Here is a 20,383-nt window from a genome sequence, read left to right as displayed (position 1 = left end):
AATCTTCCGAATGTCTCTTATGACAGGGTTGTCCCCTTTTTTGAATCGAGTGTATATTGACAAGAACGGTGTTTGCGACTGCCTCTTTCCTTTTCGTAGCCTGGGCGGAGCTTGCTTTTAGGGATCTTGTGCTCGTCTTCTAGAAGGACAATCGAATGGAAAAACTGCACATCTTCACTGCAGTCCTCACACCACTCTTGCTCGTTGGTATCCCAAAAGATCGTCATGAGATCACTCCGACTCTTATAACTTGGAAAGTGTGCATTCAACTCCAACCACTTCTGCTTGTAGTATTTCAAAGCCTGGTAATAGTCTTCAAACTTCCGGCTACTGACGATATCTTCTTCCCAACCTTCTAAAAACCACCAGGGTTCACAGTCCCCGTACATTTCAATCACTCGATACATAAACTCTTCCATCCTTTGTATCCTCTATTATATAGAAAATCCTTTGAGAATAAAAGTTTTCTGCTCAGAGCATGATTTTCAGGTAGTTTTCAGGTGATTTTCACAATTATTTTCCAAAAATAGACTGCCTAATTGCTATTGGTTCCTTTTTTCAAAAAAAGCCGGAACATGTAGTTCCGACTAATTTTCTTATTCTTCTACGACTTCAGCTGTTTGAACTTCATCGACTGTTCCATCTGTTACTGGCACTTCTTCGATGATTTCAACTTCGTTAATCGCTTGTGGTTCCAAGTTACGGTAACGAGCCATCCCTGTACCTGCAGGAATAATCTTACCAATGATAACATTTTCCTTCAGTCCAAGGAGATGGTCTTTCTTACCACGGATCGCTGCGTCAGTAAGAACACGAGTGGTTTCTTGGAAGGAAGCAGCTGACAAGAAACTGTTGGTTTCAAGAGAGGCTTTGGTGATTCCCATAAGTACTGGACGAGCAGTCGCAGGAACTCCACCAGAGATAAGGACATCCTTATTAGCATCTGTAAAGTCTGTAATGTCCATAAGCGTACCCATGAGAAGGTCTGTATCTCCTGGATCCATGACACGTACTTTACGGATCATTTGACGAACCATTACCTCGATGTGTTTGTCGCCGATTTCTACCCCTTGGCTACGGTATACTTTTTGTACTTCCGCAAGAAGGTAAGTTTCAACCGACAAGACATCACGAACGGCAAGGAGACGTTTTGGTTGGATAGACCCTTCTGTCAGAGCCGCACCACGAGAGACTTGATCTCCTACTTCGACTTTCATGCGGGCAGTGTAAGGGACAACGTATTCACCTTCACCAGTTGCTCCGCTAACAAAGACTTTCTTGGTCCGTGTAGAAGCATCTTCTTCGATGGCTGTGACTTCCCCTTTGACCTCAGTGATGACCGCTTCCCCTTTTGGATTGCGGGCTTCAAAGATTTCTTGGACACGAGGAAGACCTTGAGTGATATCGGTATTTGAGGCAACCCCACCCGTGTGGAAGGTACGCATGGTCAACTGTGTACCAGGTTCCCCGATAGATTGGGCAGCGATGGTTCCGACTGCTTCACCCACTTCAACCGCATCACCAGTCGCCAAGTTGATACCATAACAGTGACGGCAGACACCATGGCGGGTGTTACATGTAAAGACAGAGCGGATAGTGACTTCTTCCACACCAGCATTAACAATTTCACGTGCTAGGTCTTCTGAGATCAAGGTATCTGGCCCAACGATGACTTCACCTGTTTCAGGGTGTTTAACAGATTTCTTAGTATAACGACCTGTCAAGCGTTCTTCGAGTGGCTCGATCATTTCCTTGCCATCAGTAATGGCACGGATTACAAGTCCACGGTCTGTTCCACAGTCATCTTCACGAATAATAACGTCTTGGGCAACGTCAACCAAACGACGAGTCAAGTAACCTGAGTCGGCTGTCTTAAGGGCCGTATCGGTCATCCCTTTACGGGCACCGTGAGTTGAGAAGAACATTTCCAGTACTGACAAACCTTCGCGGAAGTTTGACAGGATTGGCAATTCCATGATCCGTCCGTTTGGAGCGGCCATCAAACCACGCATACCGGCAAGTTGCGAGAAGTTTGAAATGTTACCACGGGCTCCAGAGTCCATCATCATAACGATTGGGTTCTTCGGATCTTGGTTATCCACTAAGCGTTTTTCCAATTTTTCACGGGCTGCACGCCATTCAGCTGTAACGGCATTGTAGCGTTCATCATCTGTGATCAAACCACGACGGAATTGTTTAGTGATTTGTTCCACACGTTTGTGAGATTCTTCAATGATTTCTGCTTTATCTTCAACGACCGGAATATCGGCAATCCCCACTGTCAAACCAGCAAGGGTTGAGTGATGGTAACCCAAGTCTTTCAAGCGGTCCAAGAAAGCAGATGTTTCAGTTGTACGGAAGCGTTTGAAGATTTCTGCGATGATATTTCCAAGATTTTTCTTCTTGAATGGAACGTTTAATTCCAATTTCTCAATCGCTGCTTTGACATCTTGACCAGGCTCCAAGAAGTACTTAGCTGGAACGCCTTCTGTCAAGTTGGCATTATTTGGCTCTTGAAGGTATGGAAGCTCTGCAGGCATGATATCGTTAAAGAGGATCTTACCAACAGTTGTCAAGAGAATCTTGTGTTGTTGCGCTTCTGTCCATGGTTTGTTCAAGCTATCTGTCGCAATTCCGACACGTGTATGCAAGTGAACATAGCCATTGCGAAGAGCCATGACCGCTTCATCACGGTCTTTGAAGACCATGCCTTCTCCTTCACGACCAGCTTCTTCCATAGTGAGGTAGTAGTTCCCCAATACCATATCCTGAGATGGGGTAACAACTGGTTTACCGTCTTTTGGATTCAAGATGTGCTCAGCAGCCAACATCAAGATACGAGCTTCTGCTTGAGCTTCTTCTGAAAGCGGTACGTGGATGGCCATTTGGTCACCGTCAAAGTCGGCATTGTAGGCTTCACAGACAAGTGGGTGCAAGCGAAGGGCTTTCCCGTCAATCAAGACAGGTTCAAAAGCTTGGATCCCCAAACGGTGAAGGGTCGGTGCGCGGTTCAAGAGAACTGGGTGTTCTTTGATCACTTCTTCTAGGATATCCCAGATGCGTTCATCTCCGCGTTCGACCAAGCGTTTTGCAGCTTTAACGTTTTGCACGATATCACGCGCAACGATTTCACGCATGACGAATGGTTTGAAGAGCTCGATCGCCATTTCACGTGGCACACCACATTGGTACATCTTAAGAGTTGGACCAACGGCGATAACGGAACGTCCTGAGAAGTCAACCCGTTTACCGAGCAAGTTTTGACGGAAGCGTCCTTGTTTCCCTTTGAGCATGTGACTCAATGATTTCAGTGGACGGCTACCTGGTCCTGTGATCGGACGACCACGACGACCGTTATCGATCAAAGCATCAACGGCTTCTTGGAGCATCCGTTTTTCGTTTTGCACGATGATACCAGGGGCATTCAACTCAAGCAAACGTGCCAAACGGTTGTTCCGGTTGATTACACGGCGGTAAAGGTCGTTCAAGTCAGAGGCAGCAAAACGGCCACCATCCAATTGGACCATCGGACGAAGATCTGGTGGAATAACTGGAAGGATGTTGAGAACCATCCATTCTGGCTTGTTACCAGATTTGTAGAAGGCATCCAAGACATCCAAACGACGAACAGCCTTCACACGTTTTTGACCAGTTGCAGTCTTCAATTCTTCTTTCAAGAGAGCAATTTCAGCTTCCAAATCCACTTGTTTCAAGAGGTCTTGGATCGCTTCTGCACCCATCTTAGCTACAAAGGAACCTGGTCCGTATTCACGCAAGCGTTCACGGTATTCACGTTCTGTCATGATGGATTTGTGCTCAAGTGGTGTATCTTTTGGATCGATCACCACGTAAGCTGCGAAGTAAATGACTTCTTCAAGGGCACGAGGGCTCATATCCAAGGTCAATCCCATACGAGAAGGGATGCCTTTGAAGTACCAGATGTGTGATACAGGCGCTTTCAACTCGATGTGCCCCATGCGTTCACGACGAACTTTCGCACGTGTTACTTCAACACCACAGCGGTCACAAACGATCCCTTTGTAGCGGATCCGTTTGTATTTCCCACACGCACATTCCCAGTCTTTTGTAGGTCCAAAGATGACTTCATCAAAGAGACCTTCACGTTCTGGTTTCAATGTACGGTAGTTGATTGTTTCAGGTTTCTTGACCTCTCCATAAGACCATGAACGGACCTTGCTTGGAGAAGCTAGGGTGATTTGCATACTTTTAAAACGATTTACATCAACCACTATTTCTTACCTTTCCTTGTTTTCATACTTGTTTCATTTGGATACAGCCTTAGGTGGGGGAAGAAAGGAAACTTTCTTGCCACCGCCTTGTGTCTGTATCTTGTTATCGAATCATCCTGTCAGAAGTATTGGTTTCTCACAGGACAATCATTTTTACTGATTATTTTTCTGATTCTTCAGCATCAAAGGCTGCTTTTGCTTCCTTGGCTGCTTTTTCACGTGCTTTTTCAAGGTCATCCACATGAATCACATCATCGTCTTCCCCTTCATCAAGGTCACGAAGTTCCACTTCTTGATCATCTTCGTCCAAGACACGCATGTCAAGACCAAGAGATTGCAATTCTTTGACAAGAACGCGGAAGGATTCTGGTACACCTGGTTTTGGAATTGGTTTACCTTTGGTAATCGCTTCATAAGCTTTCAAACGTCCGTTGACATCATCTGACTTGTAGGTCAAGATTTCTTGAAGGACATTTGATGCACCATAAGCCTCAAGGGCCCACACTTCCATTTCCCCGAAACGTTGTCCACCAAACTGAGCTTTCCCTCCGAGTGGTTGTTGGGTAACCATTGAGTATGGTCCGACTGAACGGGCATGGAGTTTATCATCAACCATGTGGTGAAGCTTGATCATGTACATGACACCGACAGAAACACGGTTGTCAAACGGCTCACCTGTACGTCCATCGTAAAGGATGGTCTTGGCATCGCTATCCATACCAGCTTCTTTCACAGTATCCCAGAGATCTTCTGAGCTTGCTCCGTCAAAGACTGGTGTTGCGATATGGATACCCAAGTTACGAGCCGCCATACCAAGGTGAAGTTCCATAACCTGACCGATATTCATACGTGATGGCACCCCAAGAGGGTTCAACATGATATCAACCGGTGTACCGTCTGGAAGGTAAGGCATATCTTCAACTGGAACAATACGAGACACAACCCCTTTGTTTCCGTGACGACCGGCCATCTTATCTCCGACGCGGATCTTGCGTTTTTGTGCGATGTAAACACGAACCAACATGTTCACACCAGATTGCAATTCATCTCCGTTTGCACGTGTAAAGATCTTAACATCACGAACGACTCCATCTCCACCGTGAGGTACACGAAGAGAAGTATCCCGCACTTCACGAGATTTATCTCCAAAGATCGCGTGAAGGAGACGTTCTTCAGCAGAAAGGTCTTTTTCACCCTTCGGTGTTACCTTACCGACAAGGATATCGCCTTCTTTTACTTCTGCACCAATACGGATAATACCTGTTTCATCCAAGTCACGAAGAGCATCTTCACCGACGTTTGGAATTTCACGGGTAATTTCTTCAGGGCCTAACTTGGTATCGCGTGTTTCTGATTCGAATTCTTCCAAGTGAACAGATGTGTAGACATCTTCTTTCACCAAGCGTTCGCTCATGATAACGGCATCCTCGAAGTTATACCCTTCCCAAGTCATGTAAGCGACAATTGGGTTTTGACCAAGGGCCATTTCCCCTTTTTCCATCGATGGACCATCAGCGATAAAGTCGCCTTTTTCAACGACATCGCCAACTTTTACAAGGGTACGTTGGTTGTAGGCAGTACCTGAGTTTGAACGACGGAATTTTTGAATATGGTAGACATCAAGCGAACCGTCTTCCCGACGAACTTCTACCTTGTCTGCATCTGCATAAGTAACTTTACCATCGTGTTGAGCAATGACTGCAGCTCCTGAGTCATGGGCTGCTTGGTATTCCATACCAGTACCCACATAAGGGGCTTTTGGATCGATCAATGGCACAGCCTGACGTTGCATGTTGGCACCCATGAGGGCACGGTTGGAGTCATCGTTTTCCAAGAAAGGAATACATGCTGTCGCAACGGCAACTACTTGTTTTGGAGATACGTCCATGTAGTCGACTTGATCAGATGGGAATTCTTGGTTGTTACCACGGTGACGTCCCATAACGATTGGCTCAGCAAAGCCACCCTTTTCGTTCAACTTAGAGTTAGCCTGAGCGACGATGTACTCATCTTCTTCATCGGCTGTCAACCAAACGATTTCGTTGGTGACTACACCTTTTTCCCGGTCCACTTTACGGTATGGCGTTTGGATGAAGCCATATTTGTTCAAGTGTCCATAAGATGACAAGTTGTTGATCAAACCGATGTTTGGTCCTTCAGGTGTTTCGATCGGACACATACGACCATAGTGGGTATAGTGCACGTCACGCACTTCATATCCGGCACGGTCACGTGTCAAACCACCAGGCCCTAAGGCAGACAAACGACGTTTGTGAGACAACTCAGAAAGTGGGTTGTGTTGGTCCATGAACTGTGACAACTGTGAAGATCCAAAGAATTCTTTAATTGCTGCAGTTACTGGGCGGATGTTGATGATTTGTTGTGGTGTCAAGACGTCGTTATCTTGTACAGACATCCGTTCGCGAACGTTTCGTTCCATCCGTGAAAGTCCAAGACGCACTTGGTTGGCAAGCAATTCACCAACGGCACGAATCCGACGATTTCCAAGGTGGTCGATATCATCTACACGGCCAATACCTTCTGCAAGGTTCAAGAAATAGCTCATTTCTGCCAAGATATCAGCTGGAGTCACAATCCGTACTTTGTCAGATGGGTTAGCATTTCCGATGATGGTGACAACGCGGTCTGGATCTGTTGGAGCGACAACTTTGAATTTTTGCAATTCAACTGGTTCTGTCAAAACAGCAGCATCATTTGGAATGTAGGTGATTTTGTTCAAACCGTTATCCAATTGTTCTGAGATGCTGTCGATCACATCGCGCGTCATGACAGTACCAGCTTCTACAAGGATTTCCCCTGTTTCAGCATCTACCAATGGTTCTGCGATTGTTTGGTTCAACAAGCGGTTCTTGATATTGAGTTTCTTGTTGATCTTGTAGCGACCAACTGGTGCCAAGTCATAACGACGTGGATCAAAGAAACGAGCTACCAACAAGCTACGTGAGCTTTCCGCTGTTTTTGGTTCACCTGGACGAAGACGCTCGTAGATTTCTTTGAGGGCTTCATCTGTCCGTGAATCCATTGGATTTTTGTGGATATCTTTTTCAATGGTATTGCGAACCAATTCGCTGTCCCCAAAGATATCGATGATTTCATCATCTCCAGAGAATCCAAGAGCACGCACAAGGGTTGTAAATGGAATTTTACGTGTGCGGTCGATACGTGTGTAAGCAATGTCTTTTGAGTCAGTTTCAAGCTCTAACCAAGCCCCACGGTTAGGGATAACCGTTGATCCATAACCAACCTTACCATTCTTGTCCACCTTATCATTGAAGTAGACACCTGGTGAGCGGACCAACTGAGATACGATAATCCGTTCTCCACCATTGATGATGAAGGTTCCCATCTCCGTCATGATTGGGAAATCACCAAAGAAAACTTCTTGGGTCTTGATTTCACCGGTTTCTTTGTTGACCAAACGGAAGGTCACAAAGATTGGTGCTGAGTAGCTCGCATCGTGGATGCGCGCTTCTTCAAGTGAATACTTAGGTTCGCGGATTTCATAACCCACAAATTCCAATTCCATTGTATCCGTGAAGTTTGAGATGGGAAGCACATCTTCAAATACTTCCTTCAAGCCATGATCCAAGAAATCTTTGAATGAGTCTGTCTGGATTTCAATCAAGTTTGGTAAATCAAGAACCTCTTTGATTCTTGAAAAACTACGACGGGTCCGATGTTTCCCGTATTGAACGTCATGTCCTGCCAAAGTTTTTAACTCCTTTTTCCATACTAGGATAGCTTGGTAAAATGACTTTCACCACCTATCCGGTTTTAACTACAATTGTGTGATTTGCATCACGTGAAGAGCTGTCTCTTCACCTCATTCGTCGCTTTTTGTAATTTTTAGAAAAATTAAATTTGTGTAACAAACTAGGATTTTTCTGAAAATTAGGCACAAAAAGAGCAGCTAAATCGACTTATTCAAGTAAGATTTAACTGCTGTAAGCTCTTATTTGGACAATATTTCAAATAAAGCACACGACAAATTAGTTATCACTATTATACCGTTTTTTGCTCCAAAAATCAAGGCTTTCTCTAGGTTTTCTACTGGATCAGACTAGCGTCGATTGCCACGATTTGAGCTGTTTCGATTTGAACTATTGCTTGATGAACTATTGGTTGTCGAATTGTTCTTATTATTCGACTGATTTCCACTGCTATTGCCGAGAATTGCTGCCCAAGCACTTTGATAATCGCTATCCGATCCCCCGATGGCAAAGTGGTATTGAGTGGTTGGCGCTCCGTTTTTGGCCCAAAGGCTCGTCACCGTTTGACCGCTCACATCGATATCTCGGCCATTGACATTGACGCGACCCGGTCTTTCACCCGTCGATTTGAGCACTTCAGAGCGGATCACACTCTTATCGAGAGTGAATTTATCCTGAATTCCAAAGAGACTTGGATCTGCTTGGTAGATTGCATTCGCCAACTGCGCCATGTATTGGGCATTGTTGTTGTATCCGGTCAAGGTTTGCATGGAAGCATTGTTGTCATGGCCAATCCAACCTCCTAAAGAAACATTTGGGGTGGACAGCATGAGCCACATATCCCCATTTGAGTTAGTGGTACCGGTTTTTCCAATCCAGTCAGCACCTGCCAGCGTTGGGTTGACTTGGCTAATCCGTGACTTAAAGGTCGTTGTTGCACCAGACGTAATAACCCCGCGCAAGAGATCCTGCATAATCGTTGCCGTTGCTGGAGAGTAAACACGAACAGGATCTGCCTCGTGCTTGTAGACTACATCCCCATCTCGATCAATGATTTGCTCTACCATGTAGCGTTTGAGGTAGTTCCCATTGTTAGCAATGGTTTGGAAACCATTGGTATGTTGGGCAACAGTGACCTCAATTCCTCCCCCCATCGGCAGACTCTCAATACCATATTCAGGGATATCATAGCCCATTTTCTTCATGTAGGATGGAACATCCACACCCTTTTCACGAAGGGTCCGGTAAGTCCAGTAAGCTGGAATATTCCATGAGGTATTGAGGGCCTCACGAAGATCCATCATGGCTGTCCCTCGGCTATCCACGTGCATGATCGGCTCCCCACTTGAGAAATTAGTCGGGTAGTTAGAAAGGATGCTATTGCTTCCCATCAAGCCTTGGTCGATGGCAATCCCATATGCCAACAGCGGTTTGATAGTAGACCCTGGGGAACGCTCTGTATCAAAAGCATGGTTGTTTTGGTTGCCGTCAAAATTCCGTCCACCGATAAATCCTAAAACGGCACCCGTTCGGTTGTCCATAAGGACATTCCCAACTTCTACAAGACCCGTCCCATCATCCAAGACACTTCCAAAATTCGATACCGCGGCCTGCATCGCATTGTGAACCGGTTTGTTAATCGTGGTTTGAATGGTGTAGCCACCTTCGCGCAACTCGCTCTCAGCTAATTCCTGGTAAGCCTTGACGGTTTCATTATTTTTCAGGTCTTGCTTGGTGACATTGTCTCGCTTGATCAAGTAATCATACATGGCCTCTTTTGCTTCTGCCATGGCTTGGAAGTAGAGGTAGTCATGCGGTGTTTTCTCGATGCCATCTGGAGCGATGAAGTCTTTGGTCAAGTCGTACTGAGCATAGGTCTCGTAGTCTTTTTTCGACAAGGCTCCTGTCCGGTACATATTGAACAAAACGTCTTTGGCACGCGCCAGACCTAACTCGAGGTTCTCCTTGCTCTTTAGGCTACCGTCTGCAGCATAAGGAGAGTAGACAATCGGACTTTGTGGCAAGCCAGCGATAAAGGCCGCTTGTGGAACGGTCAAGTCTTTGGCAGAGACGCCAAAGATTCCTTGAGCTGCAGCTTCCACACCCGCAATATTTTGTCCCCGATTGTTTCGTCCAAAAGGCGAAACATTTAAGTAGGTGGTTAGGATTTCATTTTTATCCATTCCCCGCTCTAAAGCCAAGGCATCGACAATCTCTGTCGCCTTACGAGTAAAGGTTGGAGCGTCTCCCACGACTTGCTGTTTGATCAACTGCTGGGTCAGGGTTGATCCCCCACTTGAGGAACCCACGCCGGCTACAGATCCAAGTGTTGCCCGAAGAACGGCTTTAGGTACAACCCCCTTGTGGCTTTCAAAATTCTCATCCTCAGTAGCGATCACAGCCTTCTTGACATTGTCCGAAATGGCGTCTCCTGCTACTGGCGTACGGATCAAATCACTGTCCACTTCTGCAATCAAGCTCTTATCGGAATAAGTCAGTTTTGAAACACTGCTGACGTTGCGAACCTGCTGGACCAATTCTTCTGTCTTTGGAACCTTGACGTTACTAAAGAGGCTCGCCGCATAACCAATCCCGATCCCTGCGCCAAATAAAAAGAGGCACACGAACAGGGCGATCATGACATCCCACAAGAGTTTGAGGGTTCGTAAAAAGGTCGCAAAAATATCACCGACAGACCAGCTACTTTCCTCATTTTTTTCCTTATTCGGAGTTTCTGTATACATCTTTGCAAAGAATTTTTGAATCTTCGTCCAAAATTCTTGCAGCTTCTCTTTTAATTGATTCACTGATTCTTTCTCCTTGTTCCCTATATTATAGCAGATTAGACCCTTTGTTTTCAATCACAAGAGCGTAGAAATCGTCACTCAATCTTCTTGAGTAAGGTCAAGAAAATGATGGAAACCATTGCCATTTCCGTGGTTTATGGTAGAATAGAGAAATGAATAAACTTATAAAGGAGAAAAGACACATGCACATTTTTGATGAGCTAAAAGAGCGTGGTTTGGTATTTCAAACGACGGATGAAGAAGCCTTGCGCAAAGCACTGGAAGAAGGTCAGGTTTCTTATTATACTGGTTATGATCCAACTGCTGACAGCCTTCACCTTGGTCACTTGGTTGCCATCTTGACGAGCCGTCGCCTTCAATTAGCAGGCCACAAACCTTATGCGCTCGTTGGCGGTGCGACTGGTCTCATTGGTGATCCGTCCTTCAAAGATGCTGAACGTAGTCTCCAAACAAAAGAAACTGTACAAGAATGGGTTCGCTCCATTCAAGGGCAATTGTCTCGTTTCCTCGATTTTGAAAATGGTGACAATAAAGCCGAAATGGTCAACAACTACGATTGGTTCGGAAGCATTAGCTTTATTGACTTCCTTCGTGATGTTGGAAAATACTTTACGGTCAATGCTATGATGAGTAAAGAATCTGTTAAAAAACGGATTGAAACAGGGATTTCTTACACAGAGTTTGCCTACCAAATCATGCAAGGCTATGACTTCTACGTCCTCAACCAAGAACACAATGTAACCCTTCAAATCGGTGGATCTGACCAATGGGGAAACATGACAGCCGGTACTGAGTTGATGCGTCGTAAAGCAGATAAAACTGGTCATGTTATGACTGTTCCTTTGATCACAGATGCAACTGGTAAGAAATTCGGTAAATCAGAAGGCAATGCGGTCTGGCTCAATGCAGACAAAACATCTCCATACGAAATGTACCAATTCTGGATGAATGTGATGGATGCGGATGCTGTGCGCTTCTTGAAGATCTTCACATTCTTGTCACTTGATGAGATTGAAGAGATCCGTAAACAGTTTGAAGCTGCTCCTCATGAACGCTTAGCTCAAAAGATCTTGGCGCGTGAAGTGGTCACCCTCGTTCACGGTGAAGAAGCCTACAAAGAAGCCCTCAACATCACGGAACAACTCTTTGCAGGAAACATCAAGAACTTGTCTGTCAAAGAACTCAAACAAGGCCTTCGTGGTGTGCCAAACTACCAGGTCCAAGCAGAAGACAACCTCAACATTGTAGAACTCTTGGTCACAGCTGGTGTAGTGAATTCTAAACGCCAAGCCCGCGAAGATGTTCAAAATGGAGCGATCTACGTCAATGGCGAACGCATCCAAGACCTTGACTATGTCTTGAGCGATAGCGATAAATTAGAAAATGAATTGACCGTTATCCGTCGCGGTAAGAAAAAATACTTTGTTTTGACTTATTAAGAAAGTAAAACCACGAAGTTTCGTATGAACTTCGTGGTTTTCTTATACACTTTTTCTGGGACTATTTCCCTTTTCTGCGATGCAACAAAGCTTGGTTGATTCGTTGAGTTTTTTTATGGAGTTGCCAAATCTGGTACAGCCAGATCAGGCCGTAAATGGCTAGAAAGATCAACCAAGGAATCGGGCTCCGTAAGGCTGTCCCCCAGCCAAAAAACAAGTAGGTTAATGCTAAGATGGCAGCTGTCACAACTAAATGCAAAGCCACACGCAAACTATAGGTCAAAAACTCTTCTTCCTCAAGAATGAAGGTCAAGACCCCCATTGTCCCACTCATCAAAAATATCGCTAGGATGTTGCGGACATTTACAGCGGGATAGACGATGTTGGTATAGACATGGGATAATAACACCAAACACAAATAAAAGAAGGATCCTGTCCTCATACCAGATACAAAATAAGCTATAACTCGTTTCATCACTTTCTCCTATACCCCTAAATAATCCATCAAGGATTTGACATATTTCCGACTGACACTTGATTTTACTCCACGTGTCAGTTTAGCCATCATATTGCCTGAAAAACTATCCGATAGCGATTCTAAATGGTCGATATTCATCACCGCGTGGCGTGATATCTGTAAAAAATTACGACGATTAATCCGATGTTGAAAATTTATCAAAGTATCTCTGATGGTGAACGTTTTGTCTATCGTATAAATGGTTAGCTGATTCTTATCAATCTCAGCTAGAATAATGTCATCAATTTTCACCATGATCAAATGATCATTTGTTTTGATAGGGATCACTACTTGATTCACTGTCGAAAATTGTTCGAGATACTCCATCACCTCTCGTGCTTGATCAGATAATTGCTTGGCTTGAATGACCACACAGGGGTCGTTTTCTGGGATATCTTGTTTTTCCTCAAAACGAATCTTCATTCCTACTCCAATTCTCACTTACTTTCTTTTACTCGATCTTTTTGCCAAGGAAATCCAAATCCCCAAAGCTAGAAGAATATCTCCTAACACTATAAGGTATGTTTGTTCCTTTGTCAATAAAGTTTGCCATTTGAGCTGAACACCCATTTTTTCTTGAAACTCTCGAAGAAGATTATCTTGACCTTTAAAGGTCTCACTTAATGCTTCTTTCATGAGGACTTGTCGATAAAGTGCAGCAATATAAGTTGCTGGAGTGCACTTCATTAGTGATTGTGCAAAAGTGGGTAAAACACCTAAAGGAACATAAGTCCCTACCAAAAAACCAGAAGCTGTACCCACTATGGTCGAAAACTTCCCAAGACTGTCTACGGATTGGAAAAAATAAACAAAAATGGCATTCACTAAGCTAGAAAGCAGGCTACTAAGGAGCATAATGAGGAGCACTTCAGGTAATAGAGATAAGGTTGGAACTTCTCTAAAATAGCCACACATCAGCACATACATAAGGATCTGCATGGAAAAAGAAATGATGATCGCACTCGTTAGATACGAAAATGCTAACCGCCACTTCCCTTGATCCGATAAATAAAGATCCTGATCTACTTGATGTTCACGGTCCTTTACTAACTGAGTCAGGGAAGCCAGACTTGTCGTAATCCCTGTCACAGCCAGCGTCCCACTCATTAACCAATTATTTAACACAGGACCACTATTGGGGAGCTGAGCCCAAGCATCTGTTAGATTTTTTTGAAGAAAAATAATATAGAGAACAAAGGAAATCAAGGCTCCCAACAGAGAGAAGAAAACTCCTGAACGATTCCTGAAGTACAATAAAAAATTTCGCTTTAGTAAGGCTAGCATTAGCGAACCTCCCTTCCTGTAAGTGCAATAAAGGCATCATCCATGGTCCCTGGACGAAACTCAAAATGGGCTAGATTATCTCTAACTTGTGTCAGGTAATCAATGGCTTCCCTTTCACTCTCAGGTTGAAAAACATACTCCAATTGACTTTGTTGCTCTACTGACATTCCCGAAGTTTTGAGACTTTCTATCTGCTGTCTCTCCTTGAAACGAATCTTCAAGATGCTTTTTGCATATTGACTCTTAATATCTAGTGCCGATCCTTGAGCAATCACTTCCCCATGGTCTACAATATAAATTTGATCAGCTTCATCTGCCTCGTCAAGATAATGCGTGGTCAAAACAACAGTCATTCCCTCTTCTTTCTGCAATTGATAGAGCAAATCCCAAATAGACTTCCGGGTTTGAATGTCTAAACCTGTCGTTGGTTCGTCTAAGAAAAGAATATCTGGTTGTGAGAGCAAAGCACGCGCAATATCAACCCGACGCTTTTGGCCACCTGAAAGCGTCCCGTATTTCTGCTTTTGGAAAGCTGATAGACCTAGCCGATTAATGAGACTAGATACACGATTGGGTTTTAGGCCTTTGTACTGTCTGGCACGAATGGTCAGATTTTCTCTAACCGTTAGCATCTCATCTAAGACACTAGTCTGGAAGACCACACCAATTTTAGTATCTGGTTCATAGATGATTTCACCTTGCGTTGCTTGTTTCAAACCAATCAACATGGAAATCGTCGTTGATTTCCCCGCCCCATTTGGTCCTAGAATTGCATTAAAGGTTCCCTTTTCAAACTGTAAGTGAATATTGTTTACGGCTAAATGATTTCCATATCGTTTACTGATGTTTTTAGCTTGTAATATCATGTTCTCTCTCCTTTTGATAGAACCAGTCTAGCAAAAAAGCCGCTTAAAAAACGGCTTTTGGGGATAAGTGGTCAAAATGAAGAGATGAGTGGCGAGATAGAAGAGATTAAAATGAGGAAATTAAATAAAGAGACTCAAGTTCCATTCAATACCGCGTAGATTCGTTAAAAAAGTGTGACTTAGTCCCATTAAAACATCGGTTGCTATCTAGAGGCTCTTTTGTTACACTACTAATATGAATACACCGATCAAACCAAAATTACAACGATTTCAAACAGCCACTGCTTTTGCCTGTCCCATTTGTCAATTGAACCTAGAACTTGTGGGGACCAGTTTTAAATGTCCCAAGGGCCATTCTTTTGATTTAGCAAAATTTGGCTATGTCAACCTGGCTCCTCAGATCAAACAATCGAAGGACTATGACAAAGAAAATTTCCAGAATCGCCAGCTGATCTTAGAAGCAGGTTTTTATGAGCCGATTCTAACAGCGATCGGACAAAAAATTCCGACCAGTGATGCTAGAATTCTAGATATCGGTTGCGGAGAAGGCTATTACTCCCGAAAACTACAAGAAGCCTATCCCAAGGCTACTTTCTATGCCTTTGATCTTTCCAAGGAATCTGTGCAACTAGCTGCCAAGAGTGACGCTAGCTGGAAGGTCAATTGGTTTGTAGGAGACTTGGCTCATTTACCCATTCAATCCAAGAGTATAGAGGTCATTTTGGACATCTTCTCCCCGGCTAATTACGCTGAATTTGAGCGTGTTTTAAAGGCTGAAGGGGTCATCATTAAGGTCGTTCCAACCTCTTCTCATCTGAAAGAAATTCGTCAGTTGGCCCAAGATCAATTGACCAAGCAATCCTACTCCAACCAGGAAATTTTGGTGCACTTTGAAGACCACTGCCAAATCCTCTCATCCGAAACGGTCAGCCTCACCAAGAGTTTAACTCCTGAAGAACGCCAGGCGCTCCTCGCCATGACCCCTCTTCTATTTCACGTAGACCAAGAAAAAATCGACTGGACCCAACTCACAGAAATCACCATTGAGGCCCAAATATTGGTTGGGAAAATCAAGATACAAAGAACGTAAAATGAAAAGTAAAAAGGCTGAGACAAATCGTCTCAGCCTTTTACTCATCTTCTGCATGCTCTGTCATGACTTGTAACGCACGTTTTTAAATCCTTTTGGCTATCTGTGCGATTTTTTCGAGTTCTTCTTTCCGTTGACGATCACTCATATACTCCACTCGTGTAACTTGTGTCACTTTAACCGGTTTAATACCACAGGGTTTCAAGATTTGGGATTTTAGAACCTTTGCGTAGTCTTGAGAAAAAGGAAGAAAAATTTTTGGCGTATTATGCGTCGTAATGATCCACGCTTTTCCATCTAGTTGCCCCACCGGACCTCGAGGTCCATTCTGATAAGCAAAACCTGCAACAAAAACACGATCAATAAAACCTTTTAAAATAGCTGGCATTCCACTCCACCAAGTAGGGAAAATAAAAATCAACTGATCCGCCCAACTCAATAAATCTCTATACGGTTTCATGTCTTCATTATGCTGTAAATCTCTCCTTTTATGCCTTTCATCAAAACGTAAAACCGGATCAAAGTTTTCTTTATATAAGTCTACTATTTTAACCTCATGCTCTGGTGCTAAATGCTTTTGCACAGTTTGAAGGATTGATGCATTATAACTTGTTTCATTCGGATGTGAATAGATTATTAAAACATTCATCAGCTATCTCCTTTTATATAAATATCAAGCATCGTTCTAACGGTCTTTTGAACATCATTTTCTTTAAAGCTTTCTCCAACGGGACTCCTTACCAATAGAGCCAAACCAGCAATAAAACTCCAAAAATGGATCAAAATTTCTGCGTCACTACTAGAAAGATTTTCCTCATCTTTAAGTCTTAACGCTACCGACTTAAAATGTTCAAATCCTGGTAAAGAGGAGTTGACTGAAATAGTTTCCTGAGATAACTCCAAATAGTTATATGGAAATTTGATAAATAATGCTTCAAATAGATAGGGTTCCTCTTGGGCAAACCTTACAAAGTTACAGCCCATCAGAGTTAGTTGAGTTCTTGCATCTATAGAAGTATCAATCCCTTGTATCATATTTTTCAAAAAGAACATTGATAAGTGTTCCATAACCACTTGAATATATCTATCTTTACTTCCAAAATGCTTATAGGGAGCTCCATGAGTCACCCCGCATTTTTGAGCTATTGTACGCATAGACATCCGGTCAATCCCGTTAGTTCTGATTTCTTCAATGCCGACCAAAATTAACTTTTCTTTCAGTTCTTCCGTATTCCGTTTCATTTGACCACCTTTCCTTATCAAAGTATACGCCGTCTACTTTTTAAAGTATACACTGTCTACTTATATTTGTCAAATAAAAAATACTCAAAACTTAGCTTCAGGGTCTCTGACCTTCTGTCACGTACTCACCTAAGGAAAGTTTCTAAGAAGACTTTATCTTCAATCAAAAGGCTGAGACAAATCGTCTCAGCCTTTTACTCATCTTCTGCATGCTCTGTCATGACTTGTAAGCGATAGGTTTTAGGCGATTTTCCACAGAGTTTACGGAAAACCTTATAAAAATAGCCTACATTACTGTAACCGACCTTATAGCAGATATCTTCAATACTGTCATTGGTCGATAAGAGGAGCTGCTGGGCCGCCTTAATCCGCTGTTTATTGAGGAGTTCTGCGAACGTTGCATTGGTTTCTCGTTTAATCAATTGGCCTAAATAGACTGGATTGATAAAGAGAGCCTGACTGATGTCCTTGAGCGACAGCTCTTTTTGGTAATCACGGCTAATCACTTGGAGGACACTCGCTACATTTTCGTTCATCCGATAGTGGGATAAGAAACGGGACAGCTCTTCCTGGATGAAGCTAATCATCTCGCTAAAGGTAGCAGCTTCTTGGACTTTCTTGACCACATCGGCCAAATCATCTCCTTGCAGGTATTCAAACAAATGAAAGACATCCATCAAAAATTGGATAAAGAGCTGCTTGGTCAGCGAAACCTTGGGTGTCTTCTCAAGAATCATTTTTTCCAACCAATCCAGTTCTTCTAAGATCTGTTGGATATTTCCTTGCATGATCACCCGGTAGGCCGGCTCGTAGTAGTTAAAGACTTCCTCATCTTGATTGAGAGGGATCGCTCCATAAAAGAGGCTCCGCTCCACTAGGTCCTTAAATTGACGAAAGTGCTCCTTATAAGGGGGCTCAAAGGCCTTCTCAATCATAGCTTCTTCTTCTTGATCTGAGATAAAGAGTTGAAGATTTTGCCCGAGAACTTGGTAAGATGAGCTGATAAAGCCTTTTTTCTCCTTAGCAACCCCAATCCACAGTGAATTTCGTCCTGCGATATACCGACAAAACTCTTCCTCAGAGATATCATCGTGAATCAAACGGTTGGCTAACTCTTGGCTTGGTTGCTGGATTTGGTGCTGAATTTTTTCTAAGATATTGCCCATTTCCACCTTATTGACCGGTTTGAGCAGGTAGTCTGCCACGCGCAAATTGAGGGCTGTCTTGACATATTCAAAATCCTGATAGCCTGACATAATGATAAAAGCAGCATCTGGTATCAAATCCTTCATCTCTGCAATCATCTGAAGTCCGGTCTTTCCAGGCATATTGACATCCGTGATCACCACATCCACCGGATGCTCTCGCACATAATCAAGGGCCTGGTCTGCATCTTCTGCAGTTGCGACCACTTCCATATTCCAGTGGTCAAAGGGGATTAATTTTTTTAACCCTTCTGTAATCATATACTCATCGTCTACTAATAAGACTTTGTACATTCTGTCTCCTTTATTCATCTTGAATAGTTATCGTATAGGTCACTCCATGGTGAGGTTGGGAGAAGACTTGGATATGGTAGCGATCTCCAAAATAGAGTAGCATACGTTCATGGACATTGACGATTCCGATGGACTGCCGGCCACTCTTTTCTTCGATTTCTGAGCGTGGATTGCGATTGGCTAGTATCTCTTGAATTTTTTCTTGCTGTTCTTCTTCCATTCCGCGCCCATTATCAGTAACTAGGATCATGACTTGCCCTTCTCCTTGCAAGACTTTGACACTAATCACATTGTCCTTGCGTTTGTGATCCACTCCATGTGCAAAATAGTTCTCGACCAAAGGCTGGATGGTGAATTTTGGAATCTTCATCTTTTCCAAGCCTGGATCGATCTTAAAGCCATAGGCAATCGATTTTGGATAACGCACCATACAGAGGTAGCTGTATTTGCGACAAAATTCGAGCTCATTTTCAACTGTCGTCACTCGCTCATCTGAGATATTATTTCGCAAGAGACTACTAAACTCATAGATAATATCACCCAATTCATCTTGCTCTTGCATGACGGCATACATCCGGATAAATTCCAGTGTATTGTACATGAAGTGGGGATTGATCTGGGCTTGTAAGGCCCGCATATTGGCGTCTTTTTGGCTGAGCTGCAGCTGGTAGATATCCCGAATGTTCTTATCCATATTGTCTAACATGGTATTGATCATATCCCCGATAACCAAGAGTTCTTGGTCCTTCGTGGACGTATCAATCCGTCGTTCGCTATCGCCTTGACTGATCTGATTCATGGTATCGACCAAGTCGAGGACTTGACGCCGGTAATTTTTGAAAATCTGCCGTAATAACAAGTAAAGGATCAAGAAAATTAGGAAAGCAATGGAGAGAAAAGTGGTCAGATTAGCTAGACCCTTCTTGACCAGATAACTTTCAGAAACAGCTACATCCACCTTGTAGCCATAGATCGTGCTGCGGGTTTGCCATTTAACATCCTTTGATTGCCCCTTATCCCCTTCATGGTACATCTCTTTCCCAAAGGGAGTGAAGATCCGCACAGCGACCGGAAGATCGCCCCTGGCGTTATCAATCGCTGCCGTCAAAATTTCTTGGTTCAGCGTCATATAAGCAATCCCAACTCCAGCACCCGTAGTCGGATCTGTCAAAGGAACCGGAATGGCTGTCGCAGGAGCCTTGTAATGGTCCGCTGAGACTTGCTTGCCTCCCTGTGATTGCCGGGTAGAGACAAATACCGTCTTGTAATCAGACAAGGTGACATCGATACCCTCGATGTTTTTATTGCTCAAATAGAGACTGTCAATATTCTTATGTAGGGACAATTGGATATAAGAAGGGAATTGGGCATTCAATCGCCAAGTCTCATACTCCGATGGTGACAAGGTAAAATAGCGATAAACTCCTTCTAATTTTGCAGGGTTCTCAACGAGGCTACGACCTTCTTGTGTGACCCGTTGATAAGAGGTCTCAAGATCCGTCACCACTTCGGTCAAGACCCGTTGGGAGATCCGGTCGGCTTCAGCTTGCTGGTTTTTCCAAGAGATCCCCGCGACGACCAGGCCCATAATGGTCAAAATGACCACCATGACATAGGCGTAGAATTTTAAAAGCGTACTTAACCAGATTTTTTTCATC

Annotated in this window: 14 protein-coding genes; 2 read left to right on the top strand and 12 right to left on the bottom strand. The window is 43.7% G+C overall.

Annotation, left to right across the window (positions count from 1 at the left end):
* Window positions 1-17: 17 nt before the first annotated feature.
* From PCY11_RS09345 to pbp1b, 4 genes are all read right to left on the bottom strand, one after another.
* Window positions 18-407 (bottom strand): DUF1033 family protein, encoded by a 390-nt coding sequence (locus tag PCY11_RS09345; RefSeq protein WP_042759849.1) that lies wholly within the window; start codon window positions 405-407, stop codon window positions 18-20.
* A gap of 189 nt (window positions 408-596) precedes the next feature.
* Complete coding sequence (gene rpoC / locus PCY11_RS09340) at window positions 597-4,250, bottom strand: DNA-directed RNA polymerase subunit beta' (RefSeq protein ID WP_049523759.1); 3,654 nt, start codon at window positions 4,248-4,250, stop codon at window positions 597-599.
* Between the two features lie 160 nt (window positions 4,251-4,410).
* Window positions 4,411-7,980 carry a DNA-directed RNA polymerase subunit beta gene (gene rpoB, locus PCY11_RS09335; protein ID WP_023919659.1) on the bottom strand — a complete coding sequence of 1,190 codons (3,570 nt, stop codon included), beginning with the start codon at window positions 7,978-7,980 and terminating at the stop codon, window positions 4,411-4,413.
* A 351-nt stretch (window positions 7,981-8,331) separates the two neighbouring features.
* Entirely contained in the window at window positions 8,332-10,788 is a 2,457-nt protein-coding gene (pbp1b, locus tag PCY11_RS09330) for a penicillin-binding protein PBP1B (RefSeq protein WP_301362718.1), read from the bottom strand.
* 182 nt (window positions 10,789-10,970) lie between these two features.
* Between pbp1b and tyrS the strand changes: the two genes are divergently transcribed.
* Window positions 10,971-12,227 (top strand): tyrosine--tRNA ligase, encoded by a 1,257-nt coding sequence (gene tyrS, locus PCY11_RS09325; protein ID WP_003004779.1) that lies wholly within the window; start codon window positions 10,971-10,973, stop codon window positions 12,225-12,227.
* A 61-nt stretch (window positions 12,228-12,288) separates the two neighbouring features.
* Here the strand turns inward: tyrS and PCY11_RS09320 are convergent, their stop codons facing one another.
* Genes PCY11_RS09320 through PCY11_RS09305 form a run of 4 tightly spaced genes read right to left on the bottom strand, consistent with a single transcriptional unit; the run spans window position 12,289 to window position 14,894 of the window.
* Window positions 12,289-12,702, bottom strand: coding sequence for a DUF3021 domain-containing protein (locus tag PCY11_RS09320; RefSeq protein WP_049513833.1), 414 nt, complete (start codon window positions 12,700-12,702; stop codon window positions 12,289-12,291).
* A 9-nt stretch (window positions 12,703-12,711) separates the two neighbouring features.
* On the bottom strand, window positions 12,712-13,167 hold the full coding sequence (locus PCY11_RS09315; RefSeq protein ID WP_301362717.1) for a LytTR family DNA-binding domain-containing protein: 456 nt from the start codon (window positions 13,165-13,167) through the stop codon (window positions 12,712-12,714).
* Window positions 13,168-13,185: 18 nt separating this feature from the next.
* The gene (locus tag PCY11_RS09310) at window positions 13,186-14,028 is read right to left on the bottom strand and encodes an ABC transporter permease (protein ID WP_061590717.1); all 843 of its coding nucleotides are present in this window, start codon (window positions 14,026-14,028) and stop codon (window positions 13,186-13,188) included.
* Entirely contained in the window at window positions 14,028-14,894 is an 867-nt protein-coding gene (locus PCY11_RS09305) for an ABC transporter ATP-binding protein (protein ID WP_061590718.1), read from the bottom strand. Before PCY11_RS09305 ends, PCY11_RS09310 begins: the two co-directional genes overlap by 1 nt.
* A 235-nt stretch (window positions 14,895-15,129) precedes the next feature.
* On the opposite strand from PCY11_RS09305, the gene PCY11_RS09300 reads away from it, so the two are divergent.
* Entirely contained in the window at window positions 15,130-15,984 is an 855-nt protein-coding gene (locus tag PCY11_RS09300; protein ID WP_049475195.1) for a putative RNA methyltransferase, read from the top strand.
* A gap of 85 nt (window positions 15,985-16,069) precedes the next feature.
* On the opposite strand, the gene PCY11_RS09295 is transcribed toward PCY11_RS09300, so the two are convergent.
* From PCY11_RS09295 to PCY11_RS09280, 4 genes are all read right to left on the bottom strand, one after another.
* Window positions 16,070-16,633: an NAD(P)H-dependent oxidoreductase gene (locus tag PCY11_RS09295; protein WP_003004666.1), complete on the bottom strand. Its 564-nt coding sequence runs from the start codon at window positions 16,631-16,633 to the stop codon at window positions 16,070-16,072.
* On the bottom strand, window positions 16,633-17,226 hold the full coding sequence (locus PCY11_RS09290) for a TetR/AcrR family transcriptional regulator (protein WP_070465310.1): 594 nt from the start codon (window positions 17,224-17,226) through the stop codon (window positions 16,633-16,635). The genes PCY11_RS09295 and PCY11_RS09290 overlap by 1 nt, the downstream gene beginning before the upstream one ends.
* Window positions 17,227-17,420: 194 nt before the next feature.
* Window positions 17,421-18,725, bottom strand: coding sequence for a response regulator transcription factor (locus tag PCY11_RS09285; RefSeq protein ID WP_049475194.1), 1,305 nt, complete (start codon window positions 18,723-18,725; stop codon window positions 17,421-17,423).
* Window positions 18,726-18,735: 10 nt separating this feature from the next.
* On the bottom strand, window positions 18,736-20,382 hold the full coding sequence (locus tag PCY11_RS09280; RefSeq protein ID WP_070465317.1) for a sensor histidine kinase: 1,647 nt from the start codon (window positions 20,380-20,382) through the stop codon (window positions 18,736-18,738).
* Window position 20,383 lies beyond the last annotated feature (1 nt).

Origin of the sequence: Streptococcus sp. SP8 (genome assembly GCF_030440045.1) — a bacterium.
Classification (GTDB): domain Bacteria; phylum Bacillota; class Bacilli; order Lactobacillales; family Streptococcaceae; genus Streptococcus; species Streptococcus parasanguinis_I.
Note: the sequence above shows the minus strand (reverse complement) of the source record. Positions and strands in the feature narration are given on the sequence as shown.

What these genes read in the sequence shown, in the direction of transcription:
- PCY11_RS09310 (WP_061590717.1), bottom strand. Translation starts at nt 14,028, where the DNA reads ATGCTAGCCTTACTAAAGCGAAATTTTTTATTGTACTTCAGGAATCGT.
- PCY11_RS09315 (WP_301362717.1), bottom strand. Translation starts at nt 13,167, where the DNA reads ATGAAGATTCGTTTTGAGGAAAAACAAGATATCCCAGAAAACGACCCC.
- PCY11_RS09345 (WP_042759849.1), bottom strand. Translation starts at nt 407, where the DNA reads ATGTATCGAGTGATTGAAATGTACGGGGACTGTGAACCCTGGTGGTTT.
- PCY11_RS09295 (WP_003004666.1), bottom strand. Translation starts at nt 16,633, where the DNA reads ATGAATGTTTTAATAATCTATTCACATCCGAATGAAACAAGTTATAAT.
- PCY11_RS09285 (WP_049475194.1), bottom strand. Translation starts at nt 18,725, where the DNA reads ATGTACAAAGTCTTATTAGTAGACGATGAGTATATGATTACAGAAGGG.
- PCY11_RS09305 (WP_061590718.1), bottom strand. Translation starts at nt 14,894, where the DNA reads ATGATATTACAAGCTAAAAACATCAGTAAACGATATGGAAATCATTTA.
- PCY11_RS09290 (WP_070465310.1), bottom strand. Translation starts at nt 17,226, where the DNA reads ATGAAACGGAATACGGAAGAACTGAAAGAAAAGTTAATTTTGGTCGGC.
- PCY11_RS09320 (WP_049513833.1), bottom strand. Translation starts at nt 12,702, where the DNA reads ATGAAACGAGTTATAGCTTATTTTGTATCTGGTATGAGGACAGGATCC.
- tyrS (WP_003004779.1), top strand. Translation starts at nt 10,971, where the DNA reads ATGCACATTTTTGATGAGCTAAAAGAGCGTGGTTTGGTATTTCAAACG.
- PCY11_RS09280 (WP_070465317.1), bottom strand. Translation starts at nt 20,382, where the DNA reads ATGAAAAAAATCTGGTTAAGTACGCTTTTAAAATTCTACGCCTATGTC.
- PCY11_RS09300 (WP_049475195.1), top strand. Translation starts at nt 15,130, where the DNA reads ATGAATACACCGATCAAACCAAAATTACAACGATTTCAAACAGCCACT.